Consider the following 17,960-nt stretch of genomic DNA (forward strand, 5'->3'; position numbering starts at 1 on the left):
ACCTTCAAAGCTTACATGTTTATGTGAACCCAAAGTCCTTTTAGGATGGCGGGTTCCTTTTTTTTAGATTTGAAACTGGGTCTTTTGGATTATTTTAACCCTCATACCCAAAGATTTCTGTGCCTTTCTGTCGAAATAACTAGTAAGGAAGTCATTCGTGATTCGGGATTGGAAGCCTGAAGAGGATATTCAATCCGGCTTTGCTGTGACAATACGACATGTGGTGGGTGATACAATGGACGAATCAGATCAGAAGAAGATGAAGCCCAAGAAAGAGAAAAAAGCAAAAGAACGCAAAGCAGCAGCAAAGAACACCAAGGCAGAAGGTGTGGGAAAGTCCCAGGCTTCCGGCATGATGTCCGGAGTGAGCGGAAAGAAGCAAGGCTTTGAATGGAACCCTGCGAAATCGGTAGGTATCCGGTTGTTTTTGATTTTCTTTATTACGATTGTGTTATTTGTGGTGACGTTAGGACAGATCTCCTACACCATGGCCAAGAACATTATTCAGAGCAATGCAGCGGATGCAAACCAGCAGACCATCATTCAGACCTCAGATAAGCTGGATATTATTTTGTCCAACTATCAGAATCTGAGCTCATACGACAGTGAATTGCAGGCTATGCTGACCGAGTATACTGCAGGCGGCTCTGATTATGATATGTTTGCGCTGGAAAAGAAGATTCGGGAGAAGCTGAACAATGAAATTACGGCGGACTCCAATATTAAGGCTATTTACATTATTCCGCCAAAGAAAAATAAAATTTTCTCTGCTGGAATTATGTCCAGATCTACGGAGCAGATTACGGCTGAGCCTTGGGTTGAGGAGCTGTTGAAAGAGAAGAAAACGATGTGGCTGCCGACAAGGACGGAAACCGATTCTCCGTATTTCTCCATGGCCCGCTCTTTAGGATCCATGCATGACTTCAGCCAAGTGTATATCTTTGTCATTGAGCTGCATGCAGACGTCCTCAACAAACAGCTAAAGGGCATTGACCTTGGGGATGGCGGCAGAATCCAGTTACTGAACCCGGAACTAAAGGTAGTCTCATCCAATGAAACCTCGGAGCTGGGCGAAGATTCGAAGTGGACCTTTATGAGCAGTGAGAACCGGGAAGGACGTTCCGGCAGTACGGTAGAAGAAGACCCTAACGGCAATGATATTCTCGCCGTTTATGACGATTTGAATGTTAACGGCTGGACCGTGGTCGGCGCGATTCCAACAGAGCTCCTGACCAAGGATGCCAAGCGGATTCTGTTCATTACGAATCTGGCGGTTGTGATCGTTATTATCATTGCGATTCTGATTGGCATGTGGATGGTTCATATGATTGCAAGGCCGCTGGGCAAGCTCAGCATGCTGATGAGAGAAGGCGCGAAGGGCAACCTCAATGTACGCACAGATCATCAGTCGAAAGACGAAATCGGCCAGCTGTCAGCCAGCTTTAACGAGATGATGGGCCAAATTACCGGTCTGGTCCGCCAGACCAGCAGTACCGCGCAGGATGTGCTGAGCACGGCTGCAGCATTGAGCGATGCATCCAAGAAAACGGCGCTGTCAGCGAAAGAAATTGCAGTAGCTACGGAGGAGATTGCGAACGGCGCAAGCAGCCTCGCAGTGGAGGCCGAGCGCGGCAGCGACTTGACGAGCAATATTTCCGATCAGATGCATGTGGTGGTCACCGCAAACGAAGAGATGAGCAAGGCGGCACGCCATGTGGAAAGCTCTAGCGAACGTGGAACGAAGCATCTCAATGATCTGCTGAACCGGACGCATGAAACAGAAGACATGACCCGTTCCATGATGAAGAAGGTGGATGGACTGAAAGAAACGACGTCTTCCGTCGTGAAGGTGCTGGAGGTTCTGCAGAATATTACGAAGCAGACGAATATTCTCTCCCTGAATGCAACCATTGAAGCAGCCCGCGCTGGAGCGGCAGGACGCGGCTTCATGGTCGTCGCGGATGAAATCCGCCAGCTTGCCGATCAGTCCAGGCAGTCCATTGATATGGTCAGTCAGATTACCGAGAAGATTATGAAAGAAATGAATGAAACGGTTCAGGTGCTTCTTGACGCCAACCCGCTGTTTAAGGCTCAAATGGATTCGGTGAAGGAAACGAATGAGATTTTTGAGTCTGTGCAGCAGCAGATGGTAGACTTTATCGCACGTCTGGATTCTGTCACGGATTCGATTGATGGCTTGAACCAATCTCAGGTCGTGCTGTCTGAGGCGATGGGGAACGTCAGCGCCGTAGCCGAGGAATCCTCGGCGACCTCCGAGGAGGTTGCTTCCTTGAGCAGCGAGCAGCAGAGCGTCAGCAATCAGCTGGTCGATCTGTCGGAGAAGCTTGAGAATGTGTCCAATGAGCTGAAAGAGACACTTTCCCGCTTCACCCTCTAGAACTATCAATAACAGGTCCGTCCGCAAGATGTGCAGCCACTTGCGGACGGGCTTTTTTTGTCGTCATTGTAAGATGAATATCCACAGGCAGGTGTGTTTCAAGGCCACTGTGGAAATCATAAATATGATGATGTCATGCTTCAGGAGGGACTTACAATGCGAGAGATTTCACGCCGCCGGATGTACTACGGATGGCTTCTGGTGGCCTGCGTGCTTGTGCTGTTCATCGGCCGTCTGGCCTTTATCCAAATCTGGCTGAAGGGTCATCCGGTTCCAGCTACGCAGCATACCCTGATGGAAGCCGCAAGGCTTCAGCATGAGAGAGGCGTGGTGCTGGACAGCGGAAGAGGACATTTTCACGATCGTCACGGAGTTCCGCTAACCGGGAAGCTGATCTGGACCGCTGTCCTCTTTCCAGTGACGGATTGGAATGTATTTCAACCCGCCACGCTGAAGGACGTGGCAGTCATTCTGGACACGAAGCCTGATCAGCTGGCTGAGATCTGGTCCAGTTTAAAGGAGCCGGTGCTGTGGCACGGAGAAGGTCGAATTCCAGTGGCCTTGAGACCCGAGCAGCGAGATGCGCTCTCTGCTTTGGGGCTGACGCAGCTAAAGGTGTACCCGTATGAGCGAAGATACGAGGATAAGGAAAGCGGAATGCAGTGGCTTGGATATATATCGGGGCAGCGGAAGGAAACCCAGCGTTATGGTCAATACGATGGCATCACGGGCGGCAGCGGCTTGGAGAAAGCCTTGGATCCTCTCCTGAACAGCTTATCGCCCACCGTAGTCTACTTTAGCGTAGACGGACATAATCAGGTCATTCCAGAGCTTACACCTATGGTGAAGGCGAATCTCAACCCGTATTATCCACTCCGGTTCACGACGACCATAGATCTCTCCATTCAAAAAGAAGTTGAGCACTTGATGTCTGAAGCCGGTGCTTCAGAAGGTGCAATTGTCGTTCAGGATGTACATAACGGAGATGTGGTAGCCATGGTTTCAAGCCCCTTCTACAATCCCGAGCGGATTCACCCCGCAGAGGGACAGTGGGAAAATAAAGCGCTGCAGGGAGCAGCGCCGGGCTCTATTTTTAAAATTGTAACGGCTGCTGCCGCCTTGGAAGCAGGGATCAGTACCCCGAAAGAAGTGTTTCATTGCAGCGGAGAATATGGCAGGTACGGCCTTTCCTGCTGGAAAAAACACGGTCATGGCAGGCTGACGCTTGAAGATGCGTTCGCCCAGTCATGTAATGTCGTGTTCGCCGAGCTGGGACAGCGGCTGTCTCCAGCACAATTTCAGCTCGCTGCACAGCAGCTGGGTGTGGGGCGCGTACTGGGCTGGCAAGCCTCCAATGTCCTGGGTGTTCCGGAGATAAGGCCTCTGGATCATGAAGAAAGCGGCAGCGTCTTCGCAGACCTTGAAGCGGCTGAGGATGAGGGGGTTAGGGTGCAGACGGCAATCGGTCAAAGAGATGTCATGATGACACCGCTGCAGGCCTCCAATATGATCGTTACTTTGCTGAACCAAGGACAAGGCTTTCGCCCTCGAATGGTAAACCGGGTGTCCTACGATAATGGACAAGAGCTACAGCTTTGGCCGGTGCAGCGACTGCGACCCGAGAAGAGCCTGTCGCCGAAGACGACGTCTATCTTGCTGACATGGATGGAAAAGGTCGTGCAGAAGGGGACCGGCTCGGCATTGAAGCAGGGTGCCGCCTGGAGACTGGCCGGCAAGTCCGGCACTGCGGAGGTATTGCATCATGGAGCCGCTGCGAACCATCAATGGTTTACCGGGTACGGGCCGATCGAGGCTCCGCGATACGCAGTTAGTGTACTGCTGAAGAACCAGAAGCCCGGCTCGCGCCACCGGGCTACAGAGTTGTTCGGCAAAGTGATGAATATGCTGTCAGCCAGCAAGTAAACGCGAAGAGGCAATAGCGATGGCTGCAGCCAGGAGATCAGGTTCTCTGTGACATTAATGTGGATAATTCCAAGGGTGAATGGCAAAGGAAGTCCGGCGCGGCGGACTCCAGCAGCTCCGGGGAGTCCCATCCCCAGGCTGCAGCGACCACCGCTACGTTGATTTGATGGCAGGCTTCGATATCTCGCAGCTCATCGCCAATATACAGGATGTCGCTTACGTGAAGGCTGTGCTTTTTGGCTAAACGGATAATGGCTTTATGCTTCCCGAACAGATTAGAGGCGGAATGAATAAAGTCAAAATCCTGGAGTCCATGGTGATCGATAAAAAGCCTGATGTTCTCTACCGAATTAGAAGATATAATGCCCAGCTTGCAGCCCTTTGCTTTCAGTTGGTGCAAAGCATGCTGAATTCCAGCCACAGGCTCTAGAGAAAGAAGGGCCTTCTTATACTCGATCCGCCCTTCAACAAGGAGCGCCGGTAGTTTGTACATCGGGACTTTCAAGGCTTTTAGTCGGTCTGGTATAGACATCGCAGCAAGTGTAGCTATTTCTTCGTCTTTGATGAGTCTGCCGCCATGTTTTTGAGACAGCTCGTTAAATATTTGTACCGCCAGATCCTTGGATTGCACAAGTGTGCCGTCAAAGTCGAATATCCAGTATGGCTTCATGATGCGCCCGCCCTCCTTGGTAATGAGATCACAACGGAGTATGGTCTGAGGATGGGGATTCTGAGGGCTGCTTTGCTCCAGCGGAGCTATGTACGGCAGAGTCTTCCTTCTGCATCGCAAATGGAGAAACCTCAAACTCCTCCTTAGGCAGATGGATCCAGCGCTGCAAATATCCTTGCTCCAGCAGCTCTTTTAGCAAAATAATCAAGATGGGTGTCATGATCAAGCCGGCAATGCCGAAGATGGACAGAGAGATGATCATAAAGGACAGCATCAGGAAGGCGGAGGTGACCCCGATCGATTGACCGGCAATCTTGGGCTCCAGCAGCTGACGGGTTACCATAATGATGACCAGCAGTACAATCAGGCCCACCGCAAGGCTGGCCTTGCCCACGAGAAACAGATAAAGGATCCAGGGGATGAATATGACCGGGACGCCAAGCAATGGGAGAAAATCAAACACGGCACTGATGAGGGCAATAGACAGCGCATTGCCAGTCCCTAAGATAAGCAGGCCTATGTAAGCCATCACAAATGTAATGCTGATCAGCTTCAGCTGCGCCTTCAAATAAGCGCCGATGGCTCCGAAGACGTGATTTTTAAGAAACAGAATGGCATTTTTGATCGTTCGCGGCGTTTTGTCACTGGCGATTTTGCGCCAGCTTCCGATCTCCGTGCTAAGAAAGTACGCCAGTATAATGGCAATCCCGAAGTTAGCAATAAAGGTCGTGAAAGAGCCCATAAAGCCGATGATGTATAAAAACAGTCCTTGGGCAGCATTTTTTGCAAAGTTGGTAATATCCTGAAAATAGCTGTTCAAGCTCTCGGTCACATCCGGAGGCAGTGCCGCCAGCTTGACCTGAAGGAAGCTCAGCAGGGCTGCGAACTGTTCCTGCAGCATGGAGGTATAGAGCGGTAAATTCTTCTCAAGCTGCATCAATTGCGAGACGATGATCGCGCCGGCGCCGAATAGCAGAGCGACAATAATCAGCAGGAAGATGAGAACCGCGAGGGCGGAAGCGAAGGTTTTCTTCATGCCGCGGCGGTGAAAAAAACGTGCAATCGGCTCGATCATCCAGAACACAAGGAAGGATAAAAAAACGGGAGCCGCAATTTGGTACAGTTTGCTGAACACAAACATGACCAGATATACAGTGAGGACAATCATTCCGATATCAAAAAAAGTCCTCCAGTATTTTTTGTACAAGGGAAGCATAGTTTAGTCAAACGCTCCTTTCAACATAATGACTTCATTGTACATGAATTGTTAAAAAAACGCCTATTTCTTTTTGGCCTATGATAAAATAACAGGAGTGTAATGCCAAAGTAAACAGAAAAGCGGGGAAATTGGCATGCAGACAGTGCTGCTCTGGTTGTTTTACATTTCTTCTTTTTATGCCTTCATTCCCGGGATTATCACCCGTTTTTTCGGTTATCGTGTATTTCGGAGAGGGACGGTGGAAGGCGAGTTTGCCTTGACCTTTGACGATGGACCTGATCCGGTATATACACCTCAGCTTCTGGATTTGCTGAAGCGCTACAATATGAAGGCCACCTTTTTTGTGGTCGGCTCTCATGCAGAGTCCCATCCAGAAATTATCAAGCGCATTCATGATGAGGGACATCTGATTGGTATTCATAACTATGTTCACAAATCCAACTGGCTCATGAGGCCCAAGACGGTCCGCATGCAGCTCAAGCGCACGGATGATATCATTTTCGGCATTACGGGTGAGCGGCCGGTGTATTACCGTCCTCCCTGGGGCATTGTGAATCTATTTGATTTTGCCAAAAACAGCGGTTACCGTATCATTCTCTGGTCCTCGATGTACGGAGACTGGAGAAGCAGCGTCGGTGCTGACAAGCTGACCCACAGAATGCGGCGCAAGCTGAGAGCAGGGGAAGTGATGCTCCTTCACGATTGCGGAAATACGATGGGTGCAGATGTACAGGCGCCGGAGCAGATGCTGCTGGCACTGGACCGGGTGCTGTCAGAAGCAGAGCGTGAAGGCCTGAGAAGCGTTCGGATCGACGAAATGATTACTCATGAGAGGATGTCGTCTTCAATGAAGCTGTCCTTACCGAAACGAATGGCTGTAGCAGTGTGGCTGCTATGGGAGAAGCTGTTTCATGTTGTATTTCGCCTGAAAACGGCGAATCCGTCGGACCCTATGCTGCATTATCGCTTGACCTCCTACCAAGGACAGGACATGGTAACACAGGATGGCTTACGACTTGTGAAGGGGGATGAGGTGCTGGAGCTTCATTTCGATAATCAGAAGCTGTTTGATATCGGCAGACATGCCCGGAACGAGATGCAGATTGCGATTCAAATGATCCGTGCGGTTCAGAAGGACCTGCCAACCATTGCACAGCGGGTGCTCGACAAGCCTGAATATCGAAACGTGAAAGGTCTGTACGGGGTCACGATGATTACCCGAGGACCGGAGCAATTCGGATTTCATCTTCAGGATTTGCCCTCCGGGCTGTTTGCCAGCTCTACCCGGGTGTATCTGAAGCTGCTCCTGTCTGTCATTCATCCCAAGGGTCAATCGCGGCTCAAGGAAGGCAGCCGGCGCATGGAGCCGCGGATGCTGATGATGCCGGTGGAGGTCCTGATCAGCCGTTATGCCCCACGGGAACTTCGTTCCCGAAGATCTTCTGTCGAGACCGGTCTTGGTGAGCTGTCTGTGGGCAGTACCGCGAAGGAGCTGTCCTCCTAAATAAAATTTATGCACCCAGGGGCTGTCCCTAAAGATCCAGGATCTTGCGGGATAGCCTCGTTTGTTGTTGCGAGATGCTCCGCGTACGCTGCTGCCACTCCAAAGATTTATTGAATACAAACCAAATAAAGACATGGCGGTGCCGGGCTAATCTCCCTGACTCCACCATGTCTTTATAAGTTACTTCCTCTTTCACTTAAATGGGCTGCCTCGTTAAATAAGAATCTATTATGGGACAGCTTCTTCTTATTATTGTTAGATCTTCATGATACCGCCGCTGCTGGCGTTGGTTACGAGCTTGGAGTAGCGAGCCAGGTAGCCGGTCTTGACCTTCGGCTCAAAGCCCTTCCAGTCGGCACGGCGCTTCGCCATCTCCTCGTCACTAACCTCCAGCTGAATGGTGCGCTTCTCCAGATCCAGCTCGATAATATCTCCGTTCTCAACAAAAGCGATCGGTCCGCCTTCAGCAGCCTCCGGAGAAATATGTCCGATGCTGATGCCGCGGGATGCGCCCGAGAAGCGGCCGTCCGTGATCAGGCCGACCTTGGCACCCAGTCCCATACCTGCAATCTGCGAGGTTGGAGCCAGCATTTCCGGCATACCCGGTCCGCCTTTAGGACCTTCGTAGCGGATGACAACGACCATACCTTCCGAAACTTTGCCGTTTGCGATGCCTTCCAGCGCTTCCTCCTGGGAATCAAAGCAAATGGCAGGACCGCGATGGTATCCGCCGACGGAAGGGTCAACGGCGCCGACTTTAATGATGGAGCCTTCCGGAGCCAGATTGCCGTAAAGCACAGCGAGGCCGCCGCGCTCGGAGTAGGGCTGATCAATCGGGTGAATTACGTTCTTGTCCTGAATCTCACAGCCTGCAACGTTCTCGGCCAGCGTCTTGCCCGACACAGTAATGCAGTCGCCGAACAAGGCGTCCGGCTTCTTCAGGAGCTCGTTCAGTACAGCGCTAACGCCGCCTGCCAGATGGACATCCTCGATGAAATAGTCAGAGGCCGGGGCCAGCTTTGAAATATGCGGTACCCGGTTAGCTACTTCATTGATACGCTCCAGCGGGTAATCGATGCCGGCTTCATGCGCCAGAGCCAGTGTGTGCAGTACTGTGTTGGTGGAGCCGCCCATCGCCATATCCAGCGCAAAAGCATTATCGATCGCTTCGCGGGTTACGATGTCGCGCGGCTTCAGGTCCATCTCGATCAGATTCATCAGCTGGCGTGCGGATTGTCTTACAAATTCCTTACGCTCTTCAGCTACCGCGAGAATGGTTCCGTTACCTGGCAGGGCAAGGCCAAGTGCCTCGGAGAGACAGTTCATAGAGTTCGCTGTGAACATGCCCGAGCAAGATCCGCAGGTCGGGCAGCCGTACTGCTCCAGCTCCAGCAGCTCTTCGTCGTTAATCTTGCCGACCTGGTGAGCGCCTACGCCCTCAAATACGGAGGTCAGGGAGAGCTTGCGTCCCTTACTGTCTACGCCGGCTTTCATCGGACCGCCGCTGACGACGATGGTCGGGATGTTAACGCGAAGCGTTCCCATCAGCATGCCTGGCGTGATTTTGTCACAGTTGGGAATACATACCATGCCGTCAAACCAGTGTGCGGAAACGACGGTTTCCAGGGAATCGGCAATGATTTCCCGGCTTGGCAGAGAGTAGCGCATACCGATATGTCCCATGGCGATTCCGTCGTCAACACCGATGGTGTTAAACTCAAACGGAACTCCGCCCGCTTCGCGGATGGCTTCTTTAACGATTTTGCCGAATTCCTGCAGATGCACATGGCCCGGTACAATATCGATATAAGAGTTGCAGACCGCGATGAACGGTTTACCGAAATCTTCCTCTTTCACGCCGGCGGCACGCAGAAGACTGCGGTGCGGGGCCCGGTCAAAGCCTTTTTTGATCATGTCTGAACGCATTTTTTTAGCTTTCATGATGCCTTGTTCCCCCCATGTCCTATTAAAATGTATGATGGTCACGCGCTTTAGCGCGGCTTACCGGCAAAGCAGCCGGGTGACAAACGATAATTGATATCATTTAACAGAGTCTATCATAAAAAGTCATGTTTTTCTACCTGTCATTCCAGCGCGGGCAGGGGTTGCTTCCTTATTATATGAGAAAAAGAGCGTCTCCTTCATTCGTGAGGAGCACGCTCTTGTAAACTTCCATCTATGGCTATTTTTTTCCGCCCTTGCGGCCGATTTCCTGGTAAAATTCACGGTCATGATTGCGGGAAGTTGCCTCGCCGCCTTTTTGCCCGATTTCCTGGTAGAACTCGCGACTGTGATTTTTGGAGGTAGCTTGTCCGCCTTTTTTGCCGATTTCCTGATAAAATTCACGGTTATGCTTCTTCGCTGTTGCTTCACCGCCTAAGCGTCCAGCTTCTTCGCGGGTCATTTTTTGTCCGTTATTTTTCTTGGCCATCTTGGTTGTTCCTCCTTCTCCATCATCCTTTTATTGGTTACCGCACGACTTACTTACCACACCCTAGTTGTCATGAAACAGAAAAATAAACTAAAGAATGGAAAATAAGAGGGGTTTTTTTGTCTGTTTTTTGAACAGAGTCTGCTGCTCGAAAGGAAACTTGCAGAAGTAAACAGAAAGTGTAAGATGGAGAAGAAAAGGAGGGGAAGGCTGTGCCGGTGCTTGAGATCCAAGAGCGTCGTATGATCTGCAGCGGGCTGCTGTTTGACAAGGACGGCACGTTGCTGCATTTCATGTCTTTATGGGGCGGCTGGGCAAGCTACATGCTGCAGGCTTTGGAGGAGCGGCTGGAGCTGATCGGTAAAGGGTTTACCGGTTCGAGAGACAAGGTGCTCGGTACGCTGCAGGATTCCTTAGGGCAGCTGTATTCCTATGACCGGAAAGGTCCGCTCGCGATGGCTACGGCCGAGGAAACGATCGGGCTGTTAGCCTGGCAGCTGTATGCGGCAGGAATGCCGTGGAATGAAGCGCTGCTGCAAGTCCGGCAGATGGAGAAAAATGCCATGGTTCAGGTAAGGCAGACCAGGCCGGCTTTTCCCATGCCCGGGCTGAATGAGCTGCTGAAGCAGTGCCGGACACTCAAGCTTCCGTTGGCCGTTGTCACCTCCGATACGACGGCTGCAGCGAAGGAACATTTGGCCTGGATGGGCCTTTTGGAGAATTTCCCGGTCATTATTGGCCGTGATCAGGTCAAGCAGGGCAAGCCCGGCCCGGATATGGCGCTTGCGGCCTGCAGGCAGCTTGGTCTTCAGCCGGAAGAGGTCGCGGTCATTGGAGACAGTAACGGCGACATGCAGATGGCGAAGCAGGCAGGCTGTGCGCTGGCGATCGGTCTTTACGAAGGAGATGCTGATCATGGGGATGCGCAACATCTCGTGGATGCCGATCTGATTATCAGCGATTATAATGAAATTAGATTAAAGGCCTGATGGCCAGACGTTCTACGGGAGGTGCGCAGGTGGAAAGCAATGAAAAAATAGAAATGCTCGCGACCTGGATCGAAGCAAGCGATTACATCGTCTTTTTTGGCGGAGCCGGAACCTCTACGGAAAGCGGAATTCCTGATTTCCGCTCGGCGGCGGGATTGTATCAAAGTGAGCATCATTCTCCCTATCCGCCGGAAATTATGCTCAGCCATAGCTTTTTTATGGAGAAGCCGGACATATTCTATGATTTCTACCGCAGCAAAATGCTGCACCCGGCGGCGCGTCCAAACGGCTGCCACCAGCTGCTCTCGCGCCTGGAGCAGGAGGGCAAGCTGAAGGCGGTAATTACCCAAAACATCGACGGCCTCCACCAGACCGCAGGCTGCGGCGAGGTACTGGAGCTGCATGGCTCGGTGCACCGCAATTATTGCATGGACTGCAACCGCTTTTATTCACTTCAGCAGGTGATGGAAATCAAAGAGCTAGTGCCCCGCTGCGCCGATTGCGGCGGAATGATCAAGCCGGATGTGGTGCTGTATGAGGAGGAGCTGGATCATCAGCTGTTAAAGCGGGCAATCCATGAAATTTCAATAGCGGATCTGCTGATTGTCGGAGGAACTTCTCTGACCGTTCACCCGGCAGCGGGATTAATCAACTACTATCAGGGAAGCCGGACTGCCATTTTAAACGGGGACCCGACACCGTATGATCACAGGGCAGGCCTGCTGATTACCGAGCGCATCGGTGAAGTGATGGACAAGGTGAACGGAATGCTGCGCAGCAGCGTGTAAGCCTGGAATTTACGGTGCAGCGACGCAAGCGGCCGCAGTTTGGGTTAATCATATAGTATGAATTGTATGACCAAAGCATATTTCCAAATGGAGAGGCAGGGATGACCAATGACATATGTAGCGAGTGAAGACCGCTATGAAGGTATGATATATAATCGCTGCGGGCGATCCGGCTTGAAGCTGCCGGCTATTTCCCTCGGCTTGTGGCATAACTTTGGAGGGATTGACTCCTTCGAAAATGCGCGGAGCATGGTGACCCGCTCTTTCGACCTTGGAATCACGCACTTTGATCTCGCCAACAACTACGGTCCGCCGGCGGGCTCCGCCGAGGAAACCTTCGGACAGGTGCTCGCGAAGGACCTGAAGGCCTACCGTGACGAGATGATTATCTCCTCTAAGGCCGGCTATTACATGTGGCCCGGACCTTACGGAGACTGGGGCTCGCGGAAATATCTGGTGTCCAGCCTCGATCAGAGCCTGAAGCGGATGGGTCTTGACTACGTGGACATTTTCTACTCACACCGGATGGATCCCGATACACCGCTGGAGGAGACGATGATGGCGCTGGATCATATCGTTCGTTCCGGTAAAGCGCTGTACGTCGGTATTTCCAACTACACGCCAGAGAAGACCAAAGAAGCGGCTGAAATTTTAAGAAGGCTGGGTACACCGCTGCTTATTCATCAGCCGAGCTATTCCATGCTGAACCGCTGGGTGGAGCAGGGCCTGCTTGATGTGCTGGACGAACAGGGCGCAGGAAGCATTGCATTTACGCCGCTCGGCCAGGGACTGCTGACCAACAAATATTTGAATGGAGTTCCGAACGACTCCCGGGCAGCCAGCGCTTCCCAGTTTCTGCATGAAAGCAATATTACACCAGAGGTGCTCCGCAAAATCCGCGCCTTGAATCAGATGGCTGCCGCCCGGGGCCAGAGCCTGGCTCAATTCGCTCTCGCTTGGGTGCTGCGTGGAGGCCGGGTTACCTCAGCCCTGATCGGGGCGAGCAAGGTTAGCCAGATTGAGGACAATGTGGGGGCTCTCAGTAATCTGGAGTTCTCTAAAGAGGAGCTGGACCGGATTGAGTCCATTCTGAAAAAAGAACCGGAGGCCTGATGCCTCACCGCAGCCGGAAATGGTGCTCCGTAGTCCTTGAGCTGTCAGGGCGGCATCAGCCAGAAGCCCGCTTTCTGCCGAGGAAAGCGGGCTTTGCCATGACTTAGTGGGAGCATCAGCCAGAATTCTCCCGTCGGTAGGCGGTGGGAGACATACCGCAGAAGCGCTTGAACTGACGGGAGAAGTAAAGGCTGTCGGGCAGGCCTACAGAGGCGGACACCTGCTCCACCGACAGGTCCGGACGCTCCCGCAGCAGCCGCTTGGCCCGGTCCATTCGCAGCTTGAGCAGATACGTAACCGGAGGGAGGCCGGTCTCCTTCTTGAATATGCGCGATAAATAAGCGCGGTTATACCCCAGGCTGGCGCACATCTGCTCAATGGATACAGGATGCGCGTACTGGGAGGTCATGACGGTAATCATTTGCTTGACTGTTCGCTGGATCTGCGTTTCCGCTGCAGAGGGCAGCACATGTCGCCGGGTATGAGTCATCAGCTCGGCCCAGAGCAGCTGGAAGTAGCCGGAGGCGGCAATATGTGCCTGATCCTGCTTGCGGCTGAAGCACTCCTGAATCAGCCTTATATATCGGGCGGGCCTGTGAGAACCGGGGTTAAATACGACCGGTGTGTCCGGCAGCATGCCTGCAGCTTTGACCAGGCCCTCCGCCTCCTGACCCTTAAAGGCGACCCAGCGGTAACGCCAGGGCTCCTCCGCGTCAGATACATAGCTGACCAATTGACCGGGATGAATGAGAAACGCATCGCCGGGGCCCAGCTCATATAGAGCATGCTCCGTCTGGAAGGTGCCTTTACCAGCCTCCACAAGATGCAGCAGGTAATAATCATACAATTTGGGACCAAGGGCATGAAGGGGAGTCGTCTGGCTCACCCCCGAAAAAAGCACAATAAGACGGTCATGCAATGGTAACACGGGACTGGAGGAAACCGAATATGTTTCTTCGTTTGACATACAGCACCTGCCTTCAGGGGTCATCAGGTTGTAGCATCCTGTTGTTCTAACTCTTGTATTTTACTATGAGAAGTCACATATATCCATATGTAGCACACAAGATTGCATTAATCGAAAAAGAGCTTTCTTCTATACTGGAGTCAAGACAGATGGATTTAGAAAATAGGATGGAGTGAACATAATGAACCTGGAATCATTAGTATCCACATTTCATAGTAAGTACGGTACCAGTGATGCTCCTCTGCGGATGTTTAACGCACCGGGACGCGTCAATCTGATTGGCGAGCATCTTGATTATAATGGCGGTTATGTACTGCCTGCGGCGCTGGAATTCGGCACCACGCTCTTGATTCGCGAGCGCAAGGACAATCAGGTTGCATTTGCCTCGACGAACCTGCCATACGAAGCAGCAGCGGGACCGGAGGAGAGCTATGGGGGCAAGACTGGGGAATGGACAGATTATCCGGTTGGCGTCATCGTCGAGCTGGAGAAGCTGGGCTGCTCTCTTACTAAAGGCTATGAGCTCTTGTATCACGGCGATATCCCGAACGGTGCGGGCTTATCTTCCTCAGCTTCCATCGAGGTAGTGACTGCCTATGCGTTTATGTCCATGGAGGGCTGTGATCGGGATCCTGTAGAAATTGCGAAGCTGTCCCAACGCGCCGAGAATCAGTTCGTCGGTGTGAACTCCGGTATCATGGATCAGTTTGCTGTTGCGAACGGCCGCAGCAATCATGCGATTCTGCTGATGTGCGACACGCTGGAATATGATCTGGTGCCTTTTGAAACAGGCAGCTATAAGATTGTTATCGCGAACACGAACAAGCGCCGCGGCCTGGTGGATTCCAAATACAATGAGCGGCGCAGCGAATGTGATTCCGCGCTGGAGCAGCTTCAAGGCACAAGACCGGAATTGAATTACCTGGCGCAGCTTACACCGGAGCAGTTCCAGGAGCTGCAGGGTGTCATTGAGGATGAAACCGTGCGCAAGCGGGCTCAGCATGTGGTCGAAGAGAACCAGCGCGTGCTGGATTCAGTAGCAGCATTGAAAGAGAATAACCTTCAGGCGTTCGGCAGCTTCATGAACGACTCCCATGCTTCACTGCGCCATCTGTATGAAGTGACCGGAGATGAGCTGGATGTCATGGTCGAGGAGTTCCAGCGGCAGGAGGGCACTCTGGGCGCCCGGATGACGGGAGCCGGCTTCGGCGGCTGCACGGTCGCGCTGGTGCACGAGGATCATGTGGAGCAGGTCATTGCCGAGGTCGCTGTCGGTTACGAGAAGAGAACCGGACTGAAACCGGATTTCTATGTATGCGGTGTTGGCCAAGGTGTACACGAACTGAAAGGGGTGCTGTAAATGGCAATTTTGGTAACGGGAGGAGCCGGATACATCGGCTCGCATACGGTTGCGGAGCTGCTGGAGCGCGGCGAAGAGGTTGTTGTGATCGACAGTCTGGAAACCGGGCACAAGGAAGCGCTGCTGGGTGGCAAGCTGTATCAGGGAGACCTGCGTAACAAGGAGCTGCTGAAGACGCTGTTTGCCGAAAATGAGATTGATGCGGTCATTCACTTTGCAGCCAACTCTCTCGTTGGTGAGAGCATGAAGGACCCTGTGAAATACTACGACAATAACGTCTATGGAACGCTGTGCCTGTTGGAAGCCATGAATGAGGCAGGGGTGCGGAAGATTGTCTTCAGCTCCACAGCGGCCACTTACGGCGAACCGGAAAAAGTGCCTATCGAAGAAAAAGACCGCACGCAGCCGACCAACGTGTACGGCGAGACCAAGCTGATGATGGAGAGAATGATGGCCTGGTTTGATCAGGTGCTCGGCATCAAATATGTATCACTGCGCTACTTCAATGCAGCCGGCTCTCATGCCAGCGGCAAAATCGGAGAAGACCACCGTCCGGAGAGTCACTTGATCCCGTTGGTGCTGCAAACTGCGCTGCAGCAGCGTCCGCATATTTCCGTATTCGGAGACGATTATGCTACACCGGACGGCACCTGTGTCAGAGACTATATTCATGTCAGCGATCTGGCGGATGCGCATCTTCGGGCCGTGGAGTACCTGCGCCGCGGCGAGGACAGCAATGTGTTCAATCTGGGCAACGGTCAGGGCTTCTCCGTCAAAGAAGTCATTGAAACCTCCAAAGCCGTCACCGGCCGCGAGATTCCGGTCGTGATGGAAGCGCGGCGCGCGGGAGATCCCGCAGTTCTGGTGGCTTCCTCAGACAAAGCACGTACTGTTCTAGGATGGCAGCCAGCCCGTGTGAAGCTGGAGGATATTATTCAGGATGCATGGAGATGGCATGTCAGTCATCCGAACGGTTATGAGAGCAACTAAGGAGGCCGCAGCATGGAACAGGAATTGAATCAGGCAGCACCCGAGCCCTATCAGGTGCTGCATGCGATAGAACAGCTGGTGCAGTTTGCGCTGCGCCAGCAGCTTATTCAGGACAGTGATACGGATTACAGCCGGAACCTTCTGCTGGATCTGCTGGGCTATACAGAGCCGCTGCTGGAGGAGATCACTCAGCCGGTACCGGACAGCCCGCAGCCAATGGTCGATATACTCATTGATGCAGCCGCCTCCAAGGGTCTCATTCCCGACAACAGCGACACCTACCGTGATCTGATGGATGCCAAAATCATGGGCTTGCTGATGGCCAGGCCCTCCGAGGTCACAGGCCGATTCATGCAGCTGAAGGAAGAGCAGGGCATTGAAGCGGCTACGGATTATTTCTACAAGCTGTGCATCGACAGCAACTATATCCGGATGGACCGCGTGGCAAAGAATGAATTCTGGCGGTATAACAGCTCTTATGGTGATATTGAAATTACAATTAACCTGTCCAAGCCGGAAAAAAGCCCGAAGGAAATTGCCATGGCCAAGCTGCTCCCGCCTCCAGTGTATCCTAAATGCCAGCTATGCCGCGAAAATGTCGGTTATGCCGGACGGGTTAATCATCCGGCCCGCCAGAATCTCCGCGTCATTCCGCTGGAGCTGAATCAGGAGAAATGGCTGTTTCAATATTCTCCCTATGTTTATTACAACGAGCATTGCATCGTGCTGCATCATGACCATGTGCCGATGAAGCTGACCAAGGACACGCTGCGTCGTCTCTTAGGCTTTGTGGAAGCGTACCCGCATTATTTCCTGGGCTCCAATGCAGATCTGCCCATCGTGGGCGGCTCCATCCTGACGCATGATCATTTTCAGGGAGGTCGCCATACGTTCCCGATTCAGAAGGCTGAGGTCCTTGCAGTCTATGAACACACCAGTCATAAAGGTGTTACTGCCGGCATTGTGAACTGGCCGATGTCGGTTCTGAGACTGACGGCAGAAGACCCAGAAGCTCTGCTGGAATGCGCGAACGAGATTTATGAAGCCTGGAAAGGCTACAGCGATTCAGCACTTGACATTGAAGCATGGAGCGATGCGGAAGGGGAGCGGGTACCTCATAATACAGTGACTCCGATCGCCCGCCGAAGTGCAGATGGCGGCTATGAGCTGGATCTCGTGCTCCGCAACAACCGGACGAACGAGCAGCATCCGGAAGGGATTTTCCATCCACACCGGGAAATGCATCATATCAAGAAAGAAAATATCGGGCTCATTGAGGTCATGGGCTTGGCAATCCTGCCGGGAAGGCTCAAGAGCGAGCTGGACCAGGTGGGAGATATTCTGGCTGGCGACACGGCGCTTTACGCTACTGCGCAGGAGGACTCCAATCCGCTTCAGGTACATCTTCCATGGATTGAGCAGCTGAAGCAAGAGCATGCTGATGGGCTCTCCAAGGAAGAGGCGCAGCACGTCATCCGGGAAGCCGTCGGGGAGATTTTCACAGAAATTTTGGAACAGGCCGGCGTGTACAAGCATACGGAAGCCGGGCGTCAGGGCTTCCATCAATTCCTGGATCACATGGGATTTCAACGATCCGGCTTATAATTA

At 52.6% G+C, this 17,960-nt stretch carries 13 protein-coding genes and 1 pseudogene; 9 read left to right on the forward strand and 5 right to left on the reverse strand.

The features are described 5' to 3' along the window. Positions 1-235 precede the first annotated feature (235 nt). Together E6C60_RS06670 and E6C60_RS06675 are read left to right on the forward strand one after the other, a co-directional pair. Positions 236-2,398, forward strand: coding sequence for a methyl-accepting chemotaxis protein (locus E6C60_RS06670; protein WP_138227667.1), 2,163 nt, complete (start codon positions 236-238; stop codon positions 2,396-2,398). 156 nt (positions 2,399-2,554) lie between these two features. Then, positions 2,555-4,321: a peptidoglycan D,D-transpeptidase FtsI family protein gene (locus E6C60_RS06675; RefSeq protein ID WP_138225143.1), complete on the forward strand. Its 1,767-nt coding sequence runs from the start codon at positions 2,555-2,557 to the stop codon at positions 4,319-4,321. Positions 4,322-4,358: 37 nt separating this feature from the next. Here E6C60_RS06675 and E6C60_RS06680 read toward each other — a convergent pair whose 3' ends face one another. Then, positions 4,359-4,991 carry an HAD-IA family hydrolase gene (locus E6C60_RS06680; protein WP_138225144.1) on the reverse strand — a complete coding sequence of 211 codons (633 nt, stop codon included), beginning with the start codon at positions 4,989-4,991 and terminating at the stop codon, positions 4,359-4,361. Positions 4,992-5,019: 28 nt separating this feature from the next. Beyond that, positions 5,020-6,207: an AI-2E family transporter gene (locus E6C60_RS06685; RefSeq protein WP_138225145.1), complete on the reverse strand. Its 1,188-nt coding sequence runs from the start codon at positions 6,205-6,207 to the stop codon at positions 5,020-5,022. 136 nt (positions 6,208-6,343) lie between these two features. On the opposite strand from E6C60_RS06685, the gene E6C60_RS06690 reads away from it, so the two are divergent. After that, positions 6,344-7,714: a polysaccharide deacetylase family protein gene (locus E6C60_RS06690; RefSeq protein ID WP_138225146.1), complete on the forward strand. Its 1,371-nt coding sequence runs from the start codon at positions 6,344-6,346 to the stop codon at positions 7,712-7,714. A 255-nt stretch (positions 7,715-7,969) separates the two neighbouring features. Here E6C60_RS06690 and ilvD read toward each other — a convergent pair whose 3' ends face one another. Together ilvD and E6C60_RS06700 are read right to left on the reverse strand one after the other, a co-directional pair. After that, the gene (gene ilvD / locus E6C60_RS06695) at positions 7,970-9,655 is read right to left on the reverse strand and encodes a dihydroxy-acid dehydratase (protein ID WP_138225147.1); all 1,686 of its coding nucleotides are present in this window, start codon (positions 9,653-9,655) and stop codon (positions 7,970-7,972) included. 247 nt (positions 9,656-9,902) lie between these two features. Then, positions 9,903-10,145 (reverse strand): annotated as a pseudogene (locus E6C60_RS06700) (KGG domain-containing protein); the annotation flags it as partial. A 212-nt stretch (positions 10,146-10,357) separates the two neighbouring features. Between E6C60_RS06700 and E6C60_RS06705 the strand changes: the two are divergent. The 3 genes from E6C60_RS06705 (at position 10,358) to mgrA (ending at position 13,035) form a co-directional block, all read left to right on the forward strand. Further along, the gene (locus tag E6C60_RS06705; RefSeq protein WP_138225149.1) at positions 10,358-11,134 is read left to right on the forward strand and encodes an HAD family hydrolase; all 777 of its coding nucleotides are present in this window, start codon (positions 10,358-10,360) and stop codon (positions 11,132-11,134) included. A gap of 29 nt (positions 11,135-11,163) precedes the next feature. Next, positions 11,164-11,922 (forward strand): NAD-dependent protein deacylase, encoded by a 759-nt coding sequence (locus E6C60_RS06710; RefSeq protein ID WP_138225150.1) that lies wholly within the window; start codon positions 11,164-11,166, stop codon positions 11,920-11,922. Between the two features lie 108 nt (positions 11,923-12,030). Next, the gene (mgrA, locus tag E6C60_RS06715; protein ID WP_138225151.1) at positions 12,031-13,035 is read left to right on the forward strand and encodes an L-glyceraldehyde 3-phosphate reductase; all 1,005 of its coding nucleotides are present in this window, start codon (positions 12,031-12,033) and stop codon (positions 13,033-13,035) included. A gap of 115 nt (positions 13,036-13,150) precedes the next feature. Here the strand turns inward: mgrA and E6C60_RS06720 are convergent, their stop codons facing one another. Further along, complete coding sequence (locus tag E6C60_RS06720) at positions 13,151-14,002, reverse strand: AraC family transcriptional regulator (protein ID WP_138225152.1); 852 nt, start codon at positions 14,000-14,002, stop codon at positions 13,151-13,153. 181 nt (positions 14,003-14,183) lie between these two features. On the opposite strand from E6C60_RS06720, the gene E6C60_RS06725 reads away from it, so the two are divergent. From E6C60_RS06725 to E6C60_RS06735, 3 genes are read left to right on the forward strand one after another with little or no spacing between them, the layout of a single operon-like run. Beyond that, positions 14,184-15,362 (forward strand): galactokinase, encoded by a 1,179-nt coding sequence (locus E6C60_RS06725; RefSeq protein ID WP_138227668.1) that lies wholly within the window; start codon positions 14,184-14,186, stop codon positions 15,360-15,362. Further along, entirely contained in the window at positions 15,363-16,352 is a 990-nt protein-coding gene (gene galE, locus E6C60_RS06730; protein WP_138225153.1) for a UDP-glucose 4-epimerase GalE, read from the forward strand. A gap of 12 nt (positions 16,353-16,364) precedes the next feature. Next, on the forward strand, positions 16,365-17,957 hold the full coding sequence (locus tag E6C60_RS06735) for a UDP-glucose--hexose-1-phosphate uridylyltransferase (RefSeq protein WP_138225154.1): 1,593 nt from the start codon (positions 16,365-16,367) through the stop codon (positions 17,955-17,957). Positions 17,958-17,960 lie beyond the last annotated feature (3 nt).

The organism is Paenibacillus algicola (assembly GCF_005577435.1).
Taxonomy (GTDB): Bacteria; Bacillota; Bacilli; order Paenibacillales; family Paenibacillaceae; genus Paenibacillus_AQ; species Paenibacillus_AQ algicola.